We start from the raw sequence: 20391 nt of genomic DNA, 5'->3' as shown, positions 1-20391 counted from the left end.
GTGAGCGTCGGGTTGCTGCTGTTCATGTTGTCGGCGGGATTGACGCTGATTTTCAGCATGATGGGCGTGCTCAACTTCGCTCACGCGAGCTTCTACATGCTTGGCGCTTACGTGGGTTACGCGCTCGCGGCGCATTTCGGCTTCTGGTTTGCGTTGCTCGTTTCGCCGCTGATCGTGGGCGCGCTCGGCGGCTTGTTCGAGCGCTTCCTGCTTCGCCGGATCGAAACGCGTGGCGCACTCGCCGAATTGTTGTTGACGTTCGGTGCGGCGTATTTGATCGCCGAAGCGGTCAAGCTGGTCTGGGGACTTGCACCGTTGAACGCCGTTGTCCCTCCTTCTCTCGATGGCCCTCTCTTCACGCTCTTCGGCGCGGCATTTCCGCGTTATCGGGCGTTCATGATGTGCGTGTCCATCGCGATGCTTTTAGCGTTGTACGCGGTGTTGCGCGTATCGCGGATAGGACTCGTCGTGCGGGCCGCGTTGACGCACGCCGCGACGGTCGAGACCCTCGGCCACAACGTGCCGTATGTGTTCACGCTGGTCTTTGCTGCCGGCACGGCGCTCGCCGCGCTCGCCGGCGTGATCGGTGCGCCGCTGTTCGTGATCGAGCCTTCGATGGCCGAGAACATCGGGCCCATTGTGTTTGTGGTTGTCGTCGTGGGTGGGCTTGGATCTATTGGCGGGGCGCTCGTGGCGTCGATATTGATCGGATGCGTGCAGACGTTCGCGGTCGGCACGACGATTTCGCTAGGCGGTATTGCAAGCTTCATGGGCGCAGCGCTGCCGCCTGTTTTGTCGGCGATGAGCGTCGCGCAGATTGCTCCCGTGCTGCCTTATTTCTTGCTTGTCGCGATGCTTGCGCTGCGGCCACGCGGACTGTTCGGACAACGCGGCGATGACGATGCTTGAGTTCAAGCGCCTGACGCCGTGGCTGATGCTCGTGGCTGGCCTCGCGTTGCCGCCCGTATTCAGTTCGGAAAGCTGGCTGCTCGCGTATCTCGCGCAGACGGCGACGATGATCGTGTTCGCACTTTCATTCAATCTGCTGCTGGGCGAAACGGGATTGCTGTCGTTTGGCCACGCCGTGTACGCGGGTCTCGGCGCGTTTGCCGCTGCGCATTGCTTCAATCGATTTGCGGTGCCGCTGCCTTTGTTGCCGTTGGTCGGCGGTCTTGCCGCGGGGCTCGTAGGCGGCGTGTTCGGCTTCTTCTCGACTCGTCGCGCCGGCACGACTTTCGCGATGATCACGCTCGGTATCGGTGAACTGGTTGCGGCAGGCGTCTGGCTCGTGCCGGGATGGTTCGGCGGCGAGGGCGGTGTTTCTATCGATCGTGCGAGCGGACCTGCCGTTCTGGGATTGAGCTTCGGACCTGCGATTCAGGCTTATGCGTTGATCGCGGTCTGGTGCGTGATCGCTTGCATCGCGATGTTCTTCTTCACGCGCACGCCGTTTGCACGCATCGCGAATGCTGTGCGCGATAACCCCGTGCGTGCCGCCGCCATTGGTTTCGATCCGAAGCGCGTGCGTTTTGTCATGGTTATTGTCGCGGCGTTTTTTGCGGGCGTGGCGGGTAGTCTCGGGCTGATCAATGTGGAGTTGGCATCGGCGGAAGGCGTCGGGCTGCCGCGCTCGGGGAGCGTGTTGATTGCGGTCGTCATAGGCGGGACATCCGGGTTTTTTGGACCGGTTGCGGGTGCGGTTGTGCTGACGTTTTTCAGCGTCGCAGTGGCCAGTGTTTCGGTTGCCTGGGTAGCGTATCTCGGGCTGTTTTTCATGTGGGTGGTAGTTGCAGCGCCTGACGGGTTCGTGAGTTTCGTCGAAAAGCGCTGGCGCGATGGCTTCGTCTTGTGCGCCGCTTTAGCGTGGTCGATGGCCGTTGTAGTTGTCATCGAGATGGTCTACGCGCTTCAGTTCGATTCCCATAACGATGGCCGCGCGCATATCTTCGGTTTTGCGTTCGATGGCAGGCATGCCGGCCCTTGGCTGATGGCGATTGCAATTGCAGCCGTGGCAATGTTGCTTACATATCGCGCGAGGAATCGGCTGTGACCGTTGCCCTCGAACTCGTCCACGTCACCAAACGTTTCGATGCAACGGAGATCCTGCGCGGCGTCGATCTGAGCATTCCACAAGGCGAGCGACATGCGTTGATCGGGCCGAATGGCGCGGGAAAATCGACGTTGTTCGATTTGATCTCGGGGCGTGTAAAGGCAACGAGCGGTGTCATCCGGGTGAATGAAATTGACGTCACCGGCATGCCGTCTCATCGGCTCAGCCGCGCTGGACTGGCAAGAAGTTTTCAGTCGACGCGCTTATTCGCCGGCCTGACCGTGTTCGACAATATCCGCTGTGCCGTGCTTGGATCGCGCAAGGCATCGTTCAGGGACCGATGGGTGAGATCGGCATCGATTGATCGTGAAGTGGAAGGCGTGCTCGACTCGATGGGTTTATCGGCGCGTCGTGACGAGCTGGCCGCGAGCTTGAGCTACGCGGAACAACGCGCGCTCGATCTGGGCATCGCGCTTTCGACAGGCGCCGATGTTCTCTTGCTCGACGAACCCACCGCCGGCATGAATCGCGCCGAGGCCGAGCGCGCTTTGGGATTGATCCATGAGACGACGCAAGGCAAGACGTTGCTGATAGTCGAGCACGATATGCAAGCCGTGTTCGCGCTCGCCGACCGGATATCGGTGCTGGTTCGAGGTCGCGTGATCGCTACTGGGAGCGCGGCTGAAATCAAAGCCAATGCGCTCGTGCGCGCGGCATATCTCGGAGACGTCCCTTGACGCGCTTGCTTGAAATCGCGGGACTCAATGCGTGGTATGGCGAAAGCCAGGTGCTGCGCGGCGTCACGCTGGCGCTTGACGAGGGTGAGGTCGTGGTGCTCGCCGGGCGCAATGGATCGGGGCGATCGACACTCGCGAAAGCGGTGATGGGACTTGTGCGCAAAGAGGGCACGGTGCGTTTTCGCGGCCGGTCGATTGCGGCGTTGCCGACGCACGCGATAGCGCGCCTGGGGTTGGGATATGTCCCGGAGCAGCGCGATGTGTTTCCGGGTTTAACCGTTCGCGAAAACCTGATACTTGGTCTGAAGCCGGGTAAAGGACGGTCTTTGCCGCCGGACGTGCTGCGATTGTTTCCTGTGCTGCAGGAACGCGCGAGCGTGCGGGCGGGAGCATTATCGGGCGGCGAGCAGCAGATGCTTTCATTGGCGCGGACGTTGGCCGGCGATCCGTCGCTGGTGATTATCGATGAACCGACTGAAGGGCTTGCGCCTCACATCGTAGCGTTGGTTGCCGAATGCCTCGCTGCTCTTAGAACGCGTGGTGTAGCAATTCTGTTGATTGAACAGCGGGCGAGTCTCGCGCGTGAATTGGCAACGAGGGTGGCAGTGATGGGGCACGGCAGGATTGTGTTCGATGGCTCGCCCGAGGATTTTGCCGCTGATTCGCGCGTACAGGGCGAGTGGTTGTCGTTGGGTTAATGATTGGGTGAGGTTAATTTGGGCTCGACACCGGGCAGGATCGCGCTCGTGTCGTAAATGCCGTTGTTTCTAAATATTGAGATGTAAGAACTGAATTGCATTTGAAAGATTCAGGATTTTTATCTTCGAAAATCCTGAATTTCATTGAAAATAAAATAAAAAATGAAATAATGTAATGCAATTGGAATGAATTACAACATGCTTTGACACTTTCAAGCAGATTAAAGCAGTACATTGAAGTGTGCTGGTGACCAAACCAGATTTGACGGGGCGCTTCAAGTGGTCCGACGAATCTATTTAGCTGATTAGAAACTCGAGCGCATTGACTAGATAACTCAAGGAAAGTGTTCGGGATCATGCACAGATAAAGCTGTCGCACGGAGAAAAATATCAAGGCATAAGCGTATGCAAACCATAAACGTCAAATGGTGCGTTCGAAGAGCATGGAAAGCCGCCACGTGAGTGAAAAGCCATTCATGCTACTTTATTTAAGGCGATTTTGCGGTACAAACTGCGCGGGTTTGAAGAAGTCTATTAGCTACTCGCTATCCCGAATCCCAACTGATTTCTTCCCGCGGTGGCGATTTCGGCACCGATAACACCGAGTTTCTGCATCAGTGGTTTTAACCGAACCAGATTGGACCGCTAACATCTGTGTGAACGCTGCGGTTTTTTATCGTTATCGCCATATTGGTTCAGTGTTTCGTGGTTTGATCCCAAATCGGATTATTAATCCCAAAAAATTTGAATATTGTGCGCTGGATGCAGTTTTAATAGAAGAGGGTACAGGTTTGACACCTTTTATATCATATTTAAAGCTAGCACTAAAAGTCATGCGTTATGCGGTCCGATCAGCAGTATTAACGTTTTTATTCTTTGCAACCGCTTGTCATGGCACGGTCGTTCAGAATGCAAAACTCGCTGAATTCTACGACGAACCGCAAGTTCTTCATGAAATAAAGCGATTTGACATGACGGCATCCGTAAACGCGGTTGCCTGGAATGACGATGGGACCGTGCTCGCGGCGTTAAGCAACTATGGCGGAACCATAACGACATGGAGCGCTTTGTCGTGGCAGCGTATCAAGCAATTTATGCGATACGCGGGCGGATATTCAAACAACTCATTTGATTTTTTGTCTGACGGTAGTTTGTTGACGGCCGCTCCGGGTGGTGATTATTCAAAAGATGCACGTTATGCAAATACAACGCTAACCGCCCCGAAATATAGCAGCTTGCAAATTTTTTCGTTGATTGAATGGGACTGGCGAACGGGACAGCATAAACGGTATCTACCAAATCTTAGTTATCCTCCCAAAGACCTGTCAGTGAAGATAACCGATCAATTTGCGGTTTCTGCCGTGACGCATCGAGTAGCTGGAATTCGGCCGATGCGAAATATTTTTATATATGACTCGCTGAGCGGGAATCTAACGCAGCGCATCAAAATTCCGATGCTCAAGACATCTCCACATTTTGCGAGTTCATTAGCGTTCACCCCCGACGGAAAAACGTTGGTCGTAGGAACAAGTGATGGACTAGCGTATTTTTATACCGTTGATAGCGGTTTGCTGGTTCGATCCATTCGTATCTATTCAGATTCAGGGAATAGTCTAGCCTGCGATCCGATATCGTTTTCATCTGACGGAAAATATATGGCTGTCGGCAGATATAGGACAGGGTTTAACCGTTTTGGGCCTGTGACCGCAACCGTATGGAATGTGAATAGTGGAGAACAGGTTGCGTCGATCGTCGATTTTGAACAGCATACAGAATTGATGGATACACCTCCAACGGTCCGGGCGTTTGCCTGGAAACCGCATACCAACGTGCTTGCGATCGGAGACGATTCTGGATTGAGTCTTTGGGCCATCGACAACAATGGAGCTCACTATATTTTCAACCGAAATTTGCCTCATACATTCGATCTCCGATACTCGTCGAAGGGGTCGCTAGCAGTCGTTCATGAGAATTATATTTCAATCTTTAACTAGTGTTGAATTGTATTGTTAGGTTTATCAGCAAGATTGACGATCTAATTATTTAAGACGAACCTTTCTATTGGAAAGAACATGCCGACAACATCAGATTACCAATGTTAAGTAATTCCGCATATACAAGGATTACTACGCAGCTCAGGCAGCGCAGGGCGCGCTCGCGGCAACCGTCGATATCGAGCACATGGCAGCCGATAGCGCCCACGCCGCGTTGGCCCGCGTAGACCGTGGCATAGCGCCGATCTCCGATGCGCTGCAGGCGCAAACCGCTTACATGCAGGCCGTGCTCGGCCGCAACAAGGCAAACGGTACTTGGCAAGCCGCCGCAGGGACCCTCGCCGCCGACATGAGCCTCTTGCCGGACGTGCCACTGACTTTGCCCGCCGTCACTGAAGGCGTGCAACCCGACGCCGCCTTCACCCAATCCCTGGGCGATCTGATCGATGACGCCCGCCGCACGCATCCCACGGTGCTTGCTGCAGAGGCCCAGGTGGACGCCGCAGCCGCCAAAGTCGATCAGACTCGCGCGCAGGGGCTTCCCAACTTCAGTCTGGTTTCGAAATACAGCCGTGACAACCAGCCGGCCAGCCTGGGCCTGGGCATCCCGGAATACCCGGCCAACGGGCACGAATGGTATGTCGGCGTGCAGGTCACTATTCCGTTCTTCGAAGGGTTCAGCCGCAACTACCAGATCCGGCAAACGCAGGCGCAACTGGAAAAGCAGCAGGACACGCTCGACGACGCCCGTCAGCAGGCCGGACTTGAAGTCTGGAACAGTTATCAGGGGGTGCAGACGTCGACCGAGACGGTGAAGGACAGCGCCACGTTGCTCGACATCGCGCAGCGTTCGTTTGTCGCAGCTCAACGGCGATATCAAGCGGGAGTGGGCAATATTCTCGAACTACTCAATACGCAGACCGCGCTTGCGAATGCACAACAGCAACGCGTGCAGGCGCTGACGGACTGGCGCGCGGCCCGCTTGCGGCTCGCGGGCAGTCTTGGTCGGCTGGGCCCGCGCGACATGCCATGACGGCGGGTTGGAACACACCTTAAACAGGACGCGAGCATGCATAAGACGATAAGTCGGAAAGAAAGTCAGGAGGGGAATCAGATGGGATTCTGTTATTGGCTAACCGGGTTGCCGGCCGCGGGAAAGACAACCATTGCGGTCCGGACAGCGGAGGATCTGCGCGAGCGCGGTTATAAGGTCTGTGTTCTCGATGGCGACGAATTGCGCCACGCCATGAACAGCGATCTGGGATTCTCGCGGGGCGACAGGGCGGAGAATGTGCGGCGTATTGGCGAGGTGGCGCGCTTGATGACTGACGATGGCTTCATTGTGTTCGTCAGCGCCATCTCGCCGTACAGGACGGAGCGGGACGCGGCGCTTCTCAGTATTGGCCGCAGTCGCTGCGCTGACGTCTTCATAGATACGGATCTACGCACGTGCATGGCGCGCGATCCAAAAGGACTCTACGCCCTTGCGAAGGCCGGCAAGATAAGCGGGCTCACTGGCTGCGACGATCCATACGAGCCGCCATTACAACCGGACTTTGCCATTCAAACTGAAACTGTTTCTGTTGACGAGGCGATGTTCTACCTCGAAGCGCATTATTTTTCAAAGAGCGGGCATACGTGGGATTTTGCTGCCTAAAGAGCCTTGCTATCCCGCTCTACAATCCACTCGTGCTTCGGATCGTTCTTGAAGTGCCACGTGCGTTTGTCGCCGGCCATCACGTTGAGGTAATAGTTGTCGTAACCATACGGCACTACGACCGGATGATAACCACGCGGCACCATGACCACGTCATGATCTTCAACGGCCATGGTTTCATCTATATCGCGTTCGTCGGTATAGACACGCTGGAACGCAAAACCTTGCGGCGGATTCAGCCGATGGTAATAAGTCTCTTCAAGCGAACTTTCCACCGGCACGTTGTCCTTGTCGTGCTTGTGCGGCGGATAACTCGATGCATGGCCGCCCGGCGTCTTCACTTCGACTACGAGCAGCCCTTCGGCGAGTTCGGTTTGCGGAAGAATATCGCATACGTATCGCGTATTCGCGCCTTTGCCGCGAGTCGAGCGTTTCATGTGCGAAGGCTCGATAAGGCGCGGCGGATACTTGCCCGTAGCAGGCGCGCTGGCTACGCCGATCTCGGCATCGCGATCCGCGCGCACGGTCGCGGCGAGCTTCGGCGGCAGATAAACGGCGTAGGGCGCGGTGTCCTCGAACACGCTGTCACGCGAACCGAGTTTTTCCCATTTCTGATCGCCGGCTTCAATGCTCACCGTCCCCGACAACACGACGATACACACCTCGCGTTTCGCTTCATGCACATACACAATATCGCCGGTTTCGAGTCTGTAAGCCGCGAAACCCACGTGCTTCCACAACGCGGTTTCCGGCGTGACGCGCGCGATAGTCTGACCTTCGCGCGATGCCTTGACGAGCAGGCTCATGCTGCCTCCTGAAGTGATTGATCGACGAGCGTGCGCAGCGTCTCATAGCCTTTCTCGGCATACGCGTAACTCGTCGCGATAACGGGATCCTGTTCGGCTTCGACCACGAGCCAGCCGTGGTAACCGTGTTGTTTCAATCGCGCGATGATCGATGGAAAATCGACGGCGCCATCGCCCGGAACGGTGAACGCGCCGTTGATGACCGAGTCGAGGAAACTCCAGTTGCGGTTGCGCGCAAGCTTGATGATGTCCGGCCGAACGTCCTTGCAATGGACATGACATACACGGCTGATGTGTTTGTCGAGCATGACAAGCGGATCGCCGCCCGCGAACGTGATGTGCCCTGCATCGAATAGCAGGCCGACTGAATCATGGGTCAGGCTCATCAGCTTGTCCACGTCGCCCGGCGTCTCAACGTACGCGCCCATGTGATGGTGATATGCAACGCGAACCCCTAAGGAGCGAGTGTATTCGGCGAATTTGTTCAGGCGTTCTGCATATTCGTTCCAGCGGTCTTCCGAGAAAAAACGCGGACGCTGATAGAGCGGGTGCGGCGAACCTTGAATCGAATCCGCGACTTCGCCGTAGACCATTACCGTGGCACCGTTCTTCGCGAGCAGGTCGAGATGCGGACCCACCGCCGCGATCTCGTCCTCCGCGCTGCGCTCGGCTAGACGGCCGGAATACCAGCCGGAGACGAGCGCCAGATCATGTTCGCCCAGCAATTTTTTCAACGCGTCCGGTTCACGCGGAAACTTGTTGCCGAGTTCAAAGCCTTCGTAGCCGATCTTTTTCCCTTCGGTAAGCGCAACGCTCAACGGCGTCTCGCCGCCAAGCGAAGGAAGGTCGTCGTTCATCCATGAAAGCGGATTGATGCCGATACGTACATCGAACGTGCTCATCTGTTATTCCTTCGTGCGCTTCGAGCGCGCCGTGAGTTTTTTCTCGTAGTCCGCGCGCGCCGAGCGCACCGCTTCCCGCGACGACACTTCAGGCACCGCGACTTCCCACCACCAGCCGCCTTCTTCCGTTGGACGCGCGGGGTCGGTATCGATGCTGACAAGATACGATTTCGTCGATGCCCGCGCGCGTTGCATCGCGGCTTCGAGTTCATCGATATTCGCAACGTGTTCCGCCGTCGCGCCAAGCGAGCGCGCGTGCATTGCGAAGTCGATGGCAGGCGCCCCTTCCGGTCCCTGACGGCTATCGGCTAGCAGGTTGTTGAACGGCGCGCCGCCGCATGCTTGCTGCAAACGGTTGATGCAGCCGTAACCGCGGTTATCGAGCAACACGACGATGATCTTGGCGCCGAGCATTACCGACGTTGCAAGCTCGCTGTTCATCATCAGATAGCTGCCGTCGCCCACGATCACGATCACTTCGCGTTCCGGCCGCGCCAGCTTCGCGCCGAGCGCGCCGGCGACTTCGTAGCCCATGCACGAGTAACCGTATTCGACGTGATAACCGCCCGGCGTGCTCGTCCGCCAGAGCTTTTGCAGATCGGCCGGCAAGGTTCCGGCCGCGCAAACCACGATGTCGTTGGCCGTCGATTGTTCACTGGAACGCTGCACGGCGCCGATGACATCGGCTTCACGCGGCAAGGTATTGTCCCGCTGCGGCGCGTTTGTGACCTGGTCGACGGTCGAACGCCAGCTGTCGGCAAGTTCGTTCGCGCGCACGGTCCAGGGCGGCGACGCACGCCAGTCGCCGAGCGCGGCGCTCAGCGCTTCCAGTGCGAGACGGGCATCGGCTTCTACCGCCAAAGCGCCTTGTTTCAAGGCATCGAACGCGTTTGCATTGATGCCGATAAGTTGCGCCCGCGCGAACAGCGTATTCGATCCCGTCGTGAAATCCTGCAGCCGCGTGCCGACCGCGAGCACACAATCGGCGTCGTTCGCCAACGCGTTCGCGGCTTCCGAACCGGTCACGCCGATACCACCCAGATTCAGCGGATGATTCCATTCAAGCGCGCCTTTTCCCGCCTGCGTTTCCGCGACGGGAATGCCATGACGTTCGGAAAATGAGCGCATCGCTTCGGTCGCCAAGCCATAAAGCACACCGCCGCCCGACACGAGAAACGGCTTTTTCGCCGCGCGCAATGCGGTGGCGGCGCGCGTGATGTCATCGGCTGCGGGTGAGGGCGCGTGGAACGAAACCACGCGCGGTTCGAAGAACGATTCGGGATAGTCGTATGCCATCGCCTGCACGTCTTGCGGCAACGCGAGCGTGACGGGGCCGCACAGCGCGGCATCGGTCAGCACGCGGATTGCGCGAGGCAATGCGCTCAACAACTGCGCAGGATGCACGATGCGGTCGAAGTAACGCGAGACGGGTTTTAACGTATCGTTTGCGGACACGTTGCCATCGGCGAAATCTTCCACTTGTTGCAGAACGGGATCGGGCGCGCGCGACACGAAGATATCGCCGGGCAGCAGCAACACGGGCAAGCGGTTCACGTGCGCGAGCGCGGCGGCCGTCACGAGGTTCGTCGCGCCCGGACCAATGGACGTGGTCACCGCCATCATTCGCCGGCGGAAATTTGCCTTCGCAAATGCAATGGCCGCGTGCGCCATCGCCTGTTCGTTGTGCGCGCGATAGGTCGGCAAGGTCTCGCGATGCGCATACAAAGCCTCGCCCATGCCCGCGACATTGCCATGACCGAAGATCGCAAAAACGCCGCCGAAGAGCGGCTCGCCGTCCTCGGTCTGTTGCGCGGCAAGGTAGCGGACCAGCGCCTGCGCCGCGGTCAAACGGATCGTGCTGTTCATGCTGCCTGCTCCTGCGCCGTGGCTTTCGGATGCTGGGCGGCGCGTGCGTCCGTCCAGGCATCGATCAGCGTTTCGAACGTGCGCCGAACGCTCGCGATGAGTTCGGCATCGTCGATCTTCCCGGCGAGCCACGCGTGACTCGGCTCATGAAAGATCGTGCGTCCAACCGTAAATCCGCGACACATCTTCGATAAAGCCGCTGGTTTGAACCCTTCGCAAAGCTGGTCGACCGCCGCCGATAACCCCAGCAGCACCACGCCGCGACACGCAGGATCACGCTCGGCAATCAACGCATCGACCGCTTCCCATTGCGTTGCGCTCATGGGTTCGAGCTTCCACCACTCGGGATAGATGCCGAGGTTATACAGCCGTTTCAGCGAACGCAGCGCGGTATCGTCCGCGATCGGCGGACCGTTTTTCGGCACGATCACTTCGAGCAGCAACTCGTGACCGCTCGCCTGAACCGCGTCGTACAGCGCGCGAATCTGCGCTTCCTGTTCAAGGCGGATATCGTGCAGATGATCGGGATGATAGTGAACCAGGCACTTCGCAACATGCTCGCGCGGCCACTCGATCAACGTGGTTCCAACCGACCGGCCGTGATCGAACACGAGCGGCATGGAACCCGGCAGTTCAACCGGCCGGCCGATCCACCAGCCGCGTCCGGTCGCCGCGTTCAGCGCATCCTGGCCGTAGCGGTCATCGATCAAAACGCCGATACGTCCTTTGAGTCCGCGTTCTTTTTCCGTCTGCGCGACGGCTTCCACGAACAAGCCTTTGAGCGCGGCGATACGGGTTTCATCCGCGCCGGTTTGCTGCGCGAGATCGAAGAACTGGTTGCGATGATCGAACGCAAATCCGAGCACCTCATCCCATTGTTTGCGCGCCGGCGTCACACGATGCAAACGCGCAAGCATCGCATCGCGATCAGGGCGGCGCATGCGAACAGGATCGGCGCGGGCGGCTTCCAGGAAGTAGCTGAGTTCGGCAGGCGTGGGCATGGCCGGTGCGCAACCGTGCCGCGACACCACCAGTCCGCCGCACGCGTTTGCCGTGCGCGCGCAGACGTCCATGGGTTCGTCGCGCAACCATCCGGCGAGGAAACCGGAGGCGAACGCATCGCCGGCGCCGAGCACGTTCAGCACCTCGACTTCCACGCCGCCATGAACGGGTGCATCGTCTATCGATACGGGAATGTCGCCTTCGATGATCGAGCAGCCCATTGGTCCGCGCTTGACGACGAGCGTTGCGTCGGTGACGGAACGGACTGCGGTCAATGCATCGATCAGCGTGTCCTTGCCGCCGGCAATCCGAAACTCCTCTTCAGTGCCGATAACAAGGTCTATCAGCGGCAGGATGCCTTGCAAATGCGCCGTGACGCCATCGTTCGCGACGAAGCGTGTTTCGCCATCGGCCTTGCCGGTCAAACCCCACAGTACCGGCCGGTAATCGATATCGAGTACCGTGCGAACCTGGTTGCGGCGGGCGTAATCCAGTGCGCGCCGGCTCGTGCGGTTCACTTGATCCGTGGAGAAGTGCGTGCCCGTGATCAGCAGCGCTTTCGAAGAAGCAATGAACGCTTCGTCGAAGTCGTTTTCATCGACGGCCATATCCGCGCAATCATCGCGATAGAACACGAGCGGGAACGTATCGCGATCTTCTATGCCGAGCAGCACGAGACCCGTCAGCCGGTCGTGGTCGATGCGTACGTGACTCGTGTCGCAACCCTCGCGTTCGAGCGTTTCGGTGAGAAAGCGGCCCATGTGATCGTTGCCGACGCGGGAGAGCATCGCGGATTTGAGGCCGAGACGCGCGCATCCGAACGCAATATTCGCCGACGACCCGCCAAGGTATTTCGCGAAACTCGATACATCTTCGAGCCGTGCGCCGACTTGCTGCGCGTAGAGATCGACCGCGAGCCGCCCGAGACACACGATGTCTCGCGATCGCCCGGCAGCGAAGCGCGATCCGGTTGATGAATGCAATGCCATGTCCGATCCTTTGATTAGATGAAAACCTGAAAAGCCGCCAGCGTTCAAGCCGGAGCGTCTTCGAGTTCGCTCATCATTTGCTGCATCTCGGCGCCGCCCGCCATCATGTCGAGGACTTCGTTCTTCGTGATCGTGTCTTTGGTGAACGTGCCCATGGAACGTCCGCGATTGAGCAGCGTGAACGAATCGCCGATGGGATACGCGTGATGCACGTTGTGCGTGATGAAGATCACGGAAATGCCTTTCGAGCGCGCGGTATGGATCAGGCGCAGTACGTTGAACGATTGCTTCACGCCGAGCGCGGCCGTGGGTTCATCGAGGATCAGAACGCGTGCGCCGAAATGAATCGCGCGCGCGATCGCGAGGCATTGCTTCTCGCCGCCCGACATGGTGCCGATAGGCTGATGCGCATCGCGCACGTTGATGCCCATTTCGGAAAGACGTGCAGTCGATGTTTCCGCCGCGAGGTCCAGATCCATCACGTTCAAGAAGCCGAGGAGCTTCTTCTGCGGCTCACGTCCCATGAAAAAATTTCGCGCGACGGACAACAGCGGCACGAGCGCGAGATCCTGGTAGACCGTCGCGATACCCATGTCGAGCGCTTCTTTTGGCGAGCCGAATCGCACGGGTTTTCCATCGACGAGATATTCGCCCGAGGAGGGCGTATGAACCCCGGCGAGCGTCTTGATCAAAGTGGATTTGCCCGCGCCGTTGTCGCCCAGCAGGCAATGCACTTCGCCACGTTTTAAACGCAGCGTGACGCCGTTCAGCGCGATCACGCGGCCGAAGAACTTGCTGACGTTTTCCAGCGCGAGAATGGTGTCTTGTTCAGCCATGACTGTTCTCCTTATTGAGCTTGTTCACTGAGCCTGTTCACTGAGCTTGTGATACACGACGACGCACGTAGTGATTGAACAGCACGGCGATCAGCAGCATCACGCCGAGGAACACGCGGAACCAGTCGGAGCTGACGTTCGTGTACGTGATACCGATCTGCACCACGCCGAAGATCAGCGCACCGAAACACGCGCCGATCACCGACCCATATCCACCAGTGAGCAACGTCCCGCCGATAACCGCCGCGATGATCGCTTCGAATTCCTTTTGCAGGCCACGATCGGCGGCGGCCGAACCGATGTCGCACACTTGGAGAACGGCAAACAGGCACGAGCAGAACGCAGTCAGAACGAACAACGAAATCTTCACGCGCCGCACCGGAACGCCGACATTTTTTGCTGCGTTTGCATCGCCGCCGACTGCGAGAATCCAGTTGCCGAAACGCGTCTTGGCAAGCACGAACGCGCTGACCGCGGCGAGTCCGAGCCACCACAAGATGACCTTGGGAATGCCGGGCACGAGCGGTTCGCCGCTATCGAGCAGCTTGCCGATACCCATATGCCCGAGCCACGAAAAAAGTCCATGCAACGCAACGCCATGAAACAGCGTGTTTGCAAACCAGTCGTTCTGCGCGAGATCGCCGACGCCCGAAATAATCGTGCGGTCCGCGAAGAGAATGGAGAGCGCGAGCGTCAGGCCGCGCAAGATGAACAGGAACGCCAGCGTGACGATGAACGACGGCAAGCGCGTCTTCACGACCAGATAGCCGTTCAGCGCGCCGAGCAACATGGAGCAGACGAACGCAAACAGGATCGCCATCGACAACGGCCAGTGAAAATACACCGACGGAATGGCGACCATCATGCCGGCGAAACCGATCATCGAACCAATGGAGAGGTCGAACTCGCCCGCGATCATCAGCAAGCACGCGCCGACTGCGAGCAGGCCGAGATACGCCGCGACCTGCGACCAGTTCATCACGCCGTCGAGGTTGAACATGCCCGAGCTTCCAGCGCCCACGCCGAACACGATAAACACGAGCACGGCGCCCGATATGGCCGCGAATTCCGGGCGGTTCAGGATGTGGCCGAACCACGATTGCCGCCTGACGCGTTCATCGGCGGGAATGGTCGTGGCCGGCGTGTTTGCGGAATCAGCCGCGTTTGAAAGGGGAGGAACGTGCTTGCCGGCTATACCCATGATGGCTCCTTGAAGCGCGCGGCCGGCCGCCTGAGCGGACCCGGGCGGCGGCGCGTTGAGAGAAAGCGGATGCTGCGAACGGTCGCGTCAGGTCGAGGAAGACCCGACAGCCGTCTGCATTTAATTACCTGTATTGGCCTGCGAACTTCAACACCTTGTCGATGTTGTCCTTCGTGATGAAGCCCGGACCCGAACGGATGTTCTTCGGACCGTATGAAGGCTCGAGGCCATACGTCGCGAGCCGCGCCTTGAACTTCGGATTGGCCTCGAGAATCTGGCGGATCTTCACCGGATCGGTGGTCTTGTCCTTCTTCACGATTGCCAGCACGGCGACCGGGATATAACCCTGCAAGTACGGCTGCTGGTCGATCGCGAACTGGATCGTGCCGGCCTGAATGGCTTTGGCAATGTCATCGGAAAAGTCGAAGGTCGCAAACCAGATCTTCTTCTCCAGGCCCATTTGCTGAACGGCTTTCAGCGTGGCCGATGCAGGCGTCGGTCCAAGCGTCAGGATTGCCTGCGTGTTCGGATGATTCCGCAAATACGCGCTGACCTTCGACTGGATCTCGGTCGGGTCTTGCCCCGAGTCGAGCGTCGACGGTTTGTAATCGACGCCGATGGCATCGGCGAAACCACGGCAACGATCGAACGACACCACGTTGGTCGCCAGATGGTTGACGCACAGGAACGACTTGATCCCCGCCGCCTTCGCCTTCTCGCCCGCGGCTTTCCCGGCGACGTATTCAGGCTGGCCGATATGCATGATCGCGCCGAGCTGCGCGCTTTGCTCTTCGGTGCCGGAGTTGATGGTCACGAGCGGAATCTTCTTGGCCGTCACCTTGTTCATCGAACTCTTGAGCACGTCGAAATCCGCGATGGTCACGATCACGCCGTCGTAATTACGCGCCGCCGCTTGTTCGATCAGCCGCGACATATCGGCGAGATCGCCGTTCGGCGGGTTGCGGTAATCCGTCTCGACGTTGAAATCCTCGTCGGCTTGTTTGATGGCGTTCTTGATCGTGTTCCACCACGAGTCCGAATCCGGCGCGTGGCTGATCAAAACGAAATGGGCGTCGGGAGCCGCGTGGGCCGCCTGGCTGCTCAGTGCCGCTGCGCCGCACAAGGCGGCAGCCGCCGCGAGCGCGCGCAGGGCGGCTCGGCCATTGCAAAGTCTCATTGTCTCCACCTATCTCGGTTGTTTTTCTGGATGAGCATCAGGCGTGTGGTCAATGTTCATGTCCGGTTCACGTCCCTCGCTCACGACCAAGATTAGGACAAGTCACATCGCTATGCAATAGGAAGTTTAACTACCAGAGGTTTGGAAAATTCATTCCATTTGTTGTGCGAGATATCTATAATCGGTTGCATCGAATACGGGAATACCAAGAGCGCGGCATGAAGGAAGACACGCAGGACATTCAGGAAGCAGCGGCGGGGACGGAAACGGTCGACGAGCTCATGCAACGCATCACCGAGGCTTACGACGCGCTGCCGCGCCAGTTGAAAAGCGTGGCGACCTATATAGAGCAGCATCGCAGCAACGTGATGATGGATCGCACCGGCGACATTGCGAGCGCGTGCGGCGTGCATCCGTCGGCGGTCGTGCGTTTTGCGCAGCGTTTCGGTTTCTCCGGCTTCTCGGACCTTCAGGCAATTTTCAAGCAGGCGTACACGGGCCAGAACGGCTCGGCGCAAAGCTACCAGCAGCGAATCAGAAAGCTTATCGATGAAAAACCCGGCAAGTTGTCGGGCGGATCGGTTGCGCGCGAATTTATTGCGGCGAGTCAGAGCGGGCTCGCCGAACTCGAAGCGGGTCTGGACGACGAACAATTCGAAGCCGCCGTGAAGATGCTGCAGCAAGCCGAGAATATTTATGTGATCGGCGTGCGCAGATCGTTTCCGGTGGCGAGTTATATCGTCTACGCGCTGCAGCATACGGCCAAGCGCGTGCATCTGGTTTCGGGCTTTGGCGGCATGTATCGCGAGCAGATTCGCAGCGTGAAAAAGGGCGATGTGGTGATCGCGATCAGCTTCGCGCCGTACGGCAAGGAGACGCAATACTGCGTGCGCGCGGCGCAGCATCACGGCGCGAAGACTTTAGTCATTACCGACGGCCAGCTTTCGCCGCTCGCGCGTCACGCGAGCGCGCATTTGTTCGTGAAGGAGGGCAGCGCATTCGCGTTCCGCTCGCTCACGAGCACGATCTGCCTGTGCCAGGCGCTGTTCATCGCGCTTGCGTACCGGCTTGAATTGAACGTAGAAGAATCAAGGGAGACAGGCGGCTATGACGATTGATGTAGCGGTTTTTGGAGCAGGGCGGATCGGCAAGATCCACGCGGCGAATCTGGCGAAACAGCCGGGCGTGCGCCTGAAATATGTAGTCGATGTCAACACGGAAGCCGCCGCCGCGCTCGCCGCGCTCCACGGCGCGCAGGTGGCGGACGTGGAAGGCGCGCTCGGCGATGCGTCCATCGGCGCGACCGTGGTGTGTTCGAGCACCGATACCCACGCCGACCTGATCATGAAATCGGCGGCGCAGAAAAAACATGTGTTCTGCGAAAAGCCCGTGGATTTGACGCTGGAGCGCGCACGCGCTTGCGCCGATGCCGTAGCAAAAGCCGGCGTGGTTTGCATGATCGGTTTCCAGCGCCGCTTCGATCCGACCTTCTCGGCGTTGAAAGCGCGTGTGGAAGCGGGTGAAATCGGCGATCCGGAAATGCTGGTCGTCACGAGCCGCGACCCGGGCGCGCCGCCGGTCGAGTACATCAAGCATTCGGGCGGCATTTTCAAGGACATGCTGATCCACGACTTCGACATCTTCCGCTGGATGCTCGACGACGAAGCCGACACATTGCATGCAACCGGAAGCTGCCTGAGCGATCCGGCGATTGCGGATGCTGGCGATATCGATTCAACGGCCGTCACGATCCGCACCAAACGCGGCCGCTTGTGCCAGATCAACACGACTCGCCGCGCGGCCTACGGTTACGACCAGCGCTTCGAACTGCTCGGCAGCAAAGGCATGCTGCAAGCCGGCAACGTCCGGCCGACGGAAGTGACGGCTTACTCGAAGACGGCGGTATCGAACGATGTTCCCGAAGCGTTTTTCCTCGAACGATACCGCGCGGCCTACGCACTGGAAATCGCGCATTTCTTCGATGCCGTCCAGGAAGGCAAACCGGTCCGCACGACAGTCGCCGACGGACTGAAAGCGCTCGAGCTCGCCGATGCCGCCACGCGCTCATGGCGCGAAGGCACGATCATCAAGCTGGGCGCGGCATGAAAGCCCCGGTGCGGATCGGCATAGTCGGACTGGGACGGCTTGGTCAGCGCCACGCGCGCAATCTCGCGTGGCACGTGCCCGGCGCGACGCTCGCGGCCGCGTGCAGCCCGGTTGCGGCCGAACGCGAATGGGCGGCGGAAAACCTGCCCGAACTCACGCTTCATGACGACTACGCGTCATTGCTGCAGGACGCATCGCTCGATGCCGTCTGGCTCGTCACGCCTACGTCCTTGCACGCCGACCAGATCATCGCGGCGTTGCGGGCCGGGAAACACGTGTTCTGCGAAAAGCCGTTGTCGCTGGATCTCGAACAGTGCGATCGGGTTATCGAAGAAAGCGCGCGGTTTCCCGACCTTCAGGTGATGATCGGTTTCGTGCGCCGTTTCGATGCCAGTTATCGCGATGCCTTCAACAAGATTCGCGAAGGCGCGATCGGCCGGCCGTTCATGGTCCGCTCGCAAACCGTCGATAAAAACGATCCCGATGGTTTTTTCGTGCGTTTCGCGCCGACATCGGGCGGTTTGTTCCTCGATTGCAGCGTGCACGACATCGATCTCGCGCGCTGGATGCTCGGCAATCCGAAGGTTACGCGCGTGTTCGCGAGCGGCACGATCGCGATCCACGAGGGCCTCGCGGCATGCGGCGACATCGATAACGGCGTCGCAATCTGCGAATTCGAAGGCGGCCGCATGGCGGTTTTTCATGCATCGCGGACCAGCGCTCACGGCCACGATACACAGACGGAAGTCGTGGGAACGGGCGGGGCGTTATCGGTCGGAAACAATCCGCGGCTGAACCGCGTGGAAATTTTCGATGCCGCCGGCATCCGCAACGAATGCACGCCGACCTTCTTCGAGCGCTTCGAACACGCGTTCCTGAACGAAGCAGAAGCGTTCGTGGCCGCGCTCAACGGCGGTCCGGCGACGGGACTGACGCTGGAAGACGCGCGCGAAGCGACGCGCATTGGCATTGCGATGCGGGAATCTCTTGCCAGAGGCGAAGCGGTGAATTTTTAGGCAGTGGGGTAAAATCGGACTCTTACAAAAGCAGGTTCGAACAAGGCTCATTCGATGGAAGTGCATAAGGAAGTCGACGCGCGCGGGCTCATGTGCCCGCTGCCCATCTTGCGGGCGAAGAAAGCGCTGGCCGACATGCAAAGCGGTCAGATTTTGAAGGTCCTCGCCACGGATCCTGGTTCCCAACGCGACTTTGCGGCGTTTTCGAAGCAGACCGGCAACGAACTGGTGGAGTCCAGCTCGCACGACAAGGTCTTTACATTTCTGATGCGGCGGCGCTGAACGGCCCGGCTGGATAAAAAAATGCCCATGACAACAATCATGGGCATTTTTTTTTAAGGCGCCGCGAGGCGCCCGAAACAAACTTATCCGACCAGATGCGGCGAGCGCGTATCCAGATATTCCTGGAAGTCAGCCGCAACTTCCGGGTGACGCAGCGCAAATTCCACCGTCGCCTTCAGATAACCGAGCTTGCTGCCGCAGTCGAAACGCGTGCCGTGGTACTTGTACGCGAGCACTTGTTCGTCGGCGAGAAGCGATTGAATGGCGTCCGTCAGTTGCAGTTCACCGCCGGCGCCCGGCTTCAACGCGCGGATATGATCGAAAACGCGCGGCTTCAGCACATAACGGCCGACCACGCCGAGATTCGACGGCGCGACAGCCGGTTCCGGCTTTTCCACGATGCCCGACAACTTGAAAATATTGTCTTCCCACTCTTTCCCGTCGATAACACCATACGACTTCGAATCCTGAGCCGGGATCTCTTCCACGCCGATCACCGAGCTGTGATAGTGGTCGAACACTTCGATCATCTGCGTCATGACCGGCGGCGTGCCGTACAACAAGTCATCGGCGAGGATGACGGCGAACGGATTGTCGCCAACCAGCTTTTCCGCGCACAGAACCGCGTGGCCGAGACCGAGCGCTTCCGCCTGACGCACGTAGAAACAATCCACGTGGCTCGGCTTGATGCTGCGAACCAGGTCCAGCAGCTTCTGCTTGCCGCGTGCTTCCAGTTCGGCTTCGATCTCATACGACTTGTCGAAGTGATCTTCAATGGCGCGCTTGCTGCGCCCCGTCACGAAGATCATTTCCGTGATGCCGGCCGCCATGGCCTCTTCGACCGCGTACTGAATCAGCGGTTTGTCGACGACGGGCAGCATTTCCTTCGGGCTGGCCTTGGTCGCGGGGAGGAACCGGGTACCGAGACCCGCAACCGGGAAAACCGCTTTCGTAACTTTTAGCATTTGATGACCCTGATCCTCTTATCGTGTTTAAACGTCAAGCCTGAAATTCGTGGGCGGCAAACCACTGCCATGATGCAGGTTGATGCGTTAATAAAAAAGTGCGACGA

The 20391-nt window shown here is 58.7% G+C and carries 19 protein-coding genes; 11 read left to right on the top strand and 8 right to left on the bottom strand.

Annotation, left to right across the window (positions count from 1 at the left end; translation table 11 throughout):
• Window positions 1-24: 24 nt before the first annotated feature.
• The 7 genes from ASG35_RS06080 (at window position 25) to cysC (ending at window position 7136) form a co-directional block, all read left to right on the top strand.
• Complete coding sequence (locus tag ASG35_RS06080; RefSeq protein ID WP_056354567.1) at window positions 25-909, top strand: branched-chain amino acid ABC transporter permease; 885 nt, start codon at window positions 25-27, stop codon at window positions 907-909.
• Window positions 896-2050, top strand: a complete 1155-nt coding sequence (locus ASG35_RS06075; RefSeq protein WP_056354146.1) for a branched-chain amino acid ABC transporter permease — start codon at window positions 896-898, stop codon at window positions 2048-2050. Before ASG35_RS06080 ends, ASG35_RS06075 begins: the two co-directional genes overlap by 14 nt.
• Entirely contained in the window at window positions 2047-2787 is a 741-nt protein-coding gene (locus ASG35_RS06070; protein WP_056354144.1) for an ABC transporter ATP-binding protein, read from the top strand. Before ASG35_RS06075 ends, ASG35_RS06070 begins: the two co-directional genes overlap by 4 nt.
• Window positions 2784-3485, top strand: coding sequence for an ABC transporter ATP-binding protein (locus tag ASG35_RS06065; RefSeq protein ID WP_056354141.1), 702 nt, complete (start codon window positions 2784-2786; stop codon window positions 3483-3485). The genes ASG35_RS06070 and ASG35_RS06065 overlap by 4 nt, the downstream gene beginning before the upstream one ends.
• Window positions 3486-4102: 617 nt before the next feature.
• Window positions 4103-5479, top strand: a complete 1377-nt coding sequence (locus ASG35_RS31205) for a WD40 repeat domain-containing protein (RefSeq protein WP_156393021.1) — start codon at window positions 4103-4105, stop codon at window positions 5477-5479.
• Window positions 5480-5666: 187 nt separating this feature from the next.
• Complete coding sequence (locus ASG35_RS06060; RefSeq protein WP_056354138.1) at window positions 5667-6512, top strand: TolC family protein; 846 nt, start codon at window positions 5667-5669, stop codon at window positions 6510-6512.
• Window positions 6513-6548: 36 nt separating this feature from the next.
• Window positions 6549-7136, top strand: coding sequence for an adenylyl-sulfate kinase (gene cysC / locus ASG35_RS06055; RefSeq protein WP_082508250.1), 588 nt, complete (start codon window positions 6549-6551; stop codon window positions 7134-7136).
• Here the strand turns inward: cysC and iolB are convergent.
• The 7 genes from iolB to ASG35_RS06020 form a co-directional block, all read right to left on the bottom strand.
• Window positions 7133-7942, bottom strand: a complete 810-nt coding sequence (gene iolB, locus ASG35_RS06050) for a 5-deoxy-glucuronate isomerase (protein WP_056354135.1) — start codon at window positions 7940-7942, stop codon at window positions 7133-7135. The two genes, cysC and iolB, sit on opposite strands and share 4 nt — an antisense overlap.
• Entirely contained in the window at window positions 7939-8844 is a 906-nt protein-coding gene (gene iolE / locus ASG35_RS06045) for a myo-inosose-2 dehydratase (protein WP_056354132.1), read from the bottom strand. Before iolE ends, iolB begins: the two co-directional genes overlap by 4 nt.
• A gap of 3 nt (window positions 8845-8847) precedes the next feature.
• On the bottom strand, window positions 8848-10710 hold the full coding sequence (iolD, locus tag ASG35_RS06040; protein ID WP_082508249.1) for a 3D-(3,5/4)-trihydroxycyclohexane-1,2-dione acylhydrolase (decyclizing): 1863 nt from the start codon (window positions 10708-10710) through the stop codon (window positions 8848-8850).
• Window positions 10707-12701 carry a bifunctional 5-dehydro-2-deoxygluconokinase/5-dehydro-2-deoxyphosphogluconate aldolase gene (locus tag ASG35_RS06035; RefSeq protein ID WP_056354558.1) on the bottom strand — a complete coding sequence of 665 codons (1995 nt, stop codon included), beginning with the start codon at window positions 12699-12701 and terminating at the stop codon, window positions 10707-10709. The genes iolD and ASG35_RS06035 overlap by 4 nt, the downstream gene beginning before the upstream one ends.
• A gap of 44 nt (window positions 12702-12745) precedes the next feature.
• Window positions 12746-13537 (bottom strand): ATP-binding cassette domain-containing protein, encoded by a 792-nt coding sequence (locus tag ASG35_RS06030; protein ID WP_056354131.1) that lies wholly within the window; start codon window positions 13535-13537, stop codon window positions 12746-12748.
• Between the two features lie 37 nt (window positions 13538-13574).
• Entirely contained in the window at window positions 13575-14738 is a 1164-nt protein-coding gene (locus tag ASG35_RS06025) for an ABC transporter permease (protein WP_056354128.1), read from the bottom strand.
• 124 nt (window positions 14739-14862) lie between these two features.
• The gene (locus tag ASG35_RS06020) at window positions 14863-15915 is read right to left on the bottom strand and encodes a sugar ABC transporter substrate-binding protein (protein ID WP_056354125.1); all 1053 of its coding nucleotides are present in this window, start codon (window positions 15913-15915) and stop codon (window positions 14863-14865) included.
• 218 nt (window positions 15916-16133) lie between these two features.
• Between ASG35_RS06020 and ASG35_RS06015 the strand changes: the two genes are divergently transcribed.
• Genes ASG35_RS06015 through ASG35_RS06000 form a run of 4 tightly spaced genes read left to right on the top strand, consistent with a single transcriptional unit; the run spans window position 16134 to window position 19319 of the window.
• Complete coding sequence (locus ASG35_RS06015; RefSeq protein WP_056354122.1) at window positions 16134-17033, top strand: MurR/RpiR family transcriptional regulator; 900 nt, start codon at window positions 16134-16136, stop codon at window positions 17031-17033.
• Window positions 17023-18021, top strand: a complete 999-nt coding sequence (iolG, locus tag ASG35_RS06010) for an inositol 2-dehydrogenase (protein WP_056354119.1) — start codon at window positions 17023-17025, stop codon at window positions 18019-18021. Before ASG35_RS06015 ends, iolG begins: the two co-directional genes overlap by 11 nt.
• On the top strand, window positions 18018-19037 hold the full coding sequence (locus ASG35_RS06005) for a Gfo/Idh/MocA family oxidoreductase (RefSeq protein WP_056354116.1): 1020 nt from the start codon (window positions 18018-18020) through the stop codon (window positions 19035-19037). The genes iolG and ASG35_RS06005 overlap by 4 nt, the downstream gene beginning before the upstream one ends.
• 54 nt (window positions 19038-19091) lie before the next feature.
• Window positions 19092-19319, top strand: coding sequence for a sulfurtransferase TusA family protein (locus tag ASG35_RS06000; RefSeq protein ID WP_056354114.1), 228 nt, complete (start codon window positions 19092-19094; stop codon window positions 19317-19319).
• A gap of 83 nt (window positions 19320-19402) precedes the next feature.
• On the opposite strand, the gene galU is transcribed toward ASG35_RS06000, so the two are convergent.
• The gene (galU, locus tag ASG35_RS05995; RefSeq protein WP_056354112.1) at window positions 19403-20284 is read right to left on the bottom strand and encodes a UTP--glucose-1-phosphate uridylyltransferase GalU; all 882 of its coding nucleotides are present in this window, start codon (window positions 20282-20284) and stop codon (window positions 19403-19405) included.
• Window positions 20285-20391: the final 107 nt, after the last annotated feature.

The sequence above is a fragment of the Burkholderia sp. Leaf177 genome, from assembly GCF_001424345.1.
Taxonomy (GTDB): Bacteria; Pseudomonadota; Gammaproteobacteria; order Burkholderiales; family Burkholderiaceae; genus Caballeronia.
The sequence above is the reverse complement of the archived record's forward strand: the minus strand, read 5'-3'. Positions and strand labels throughout refer to the sequence as shown.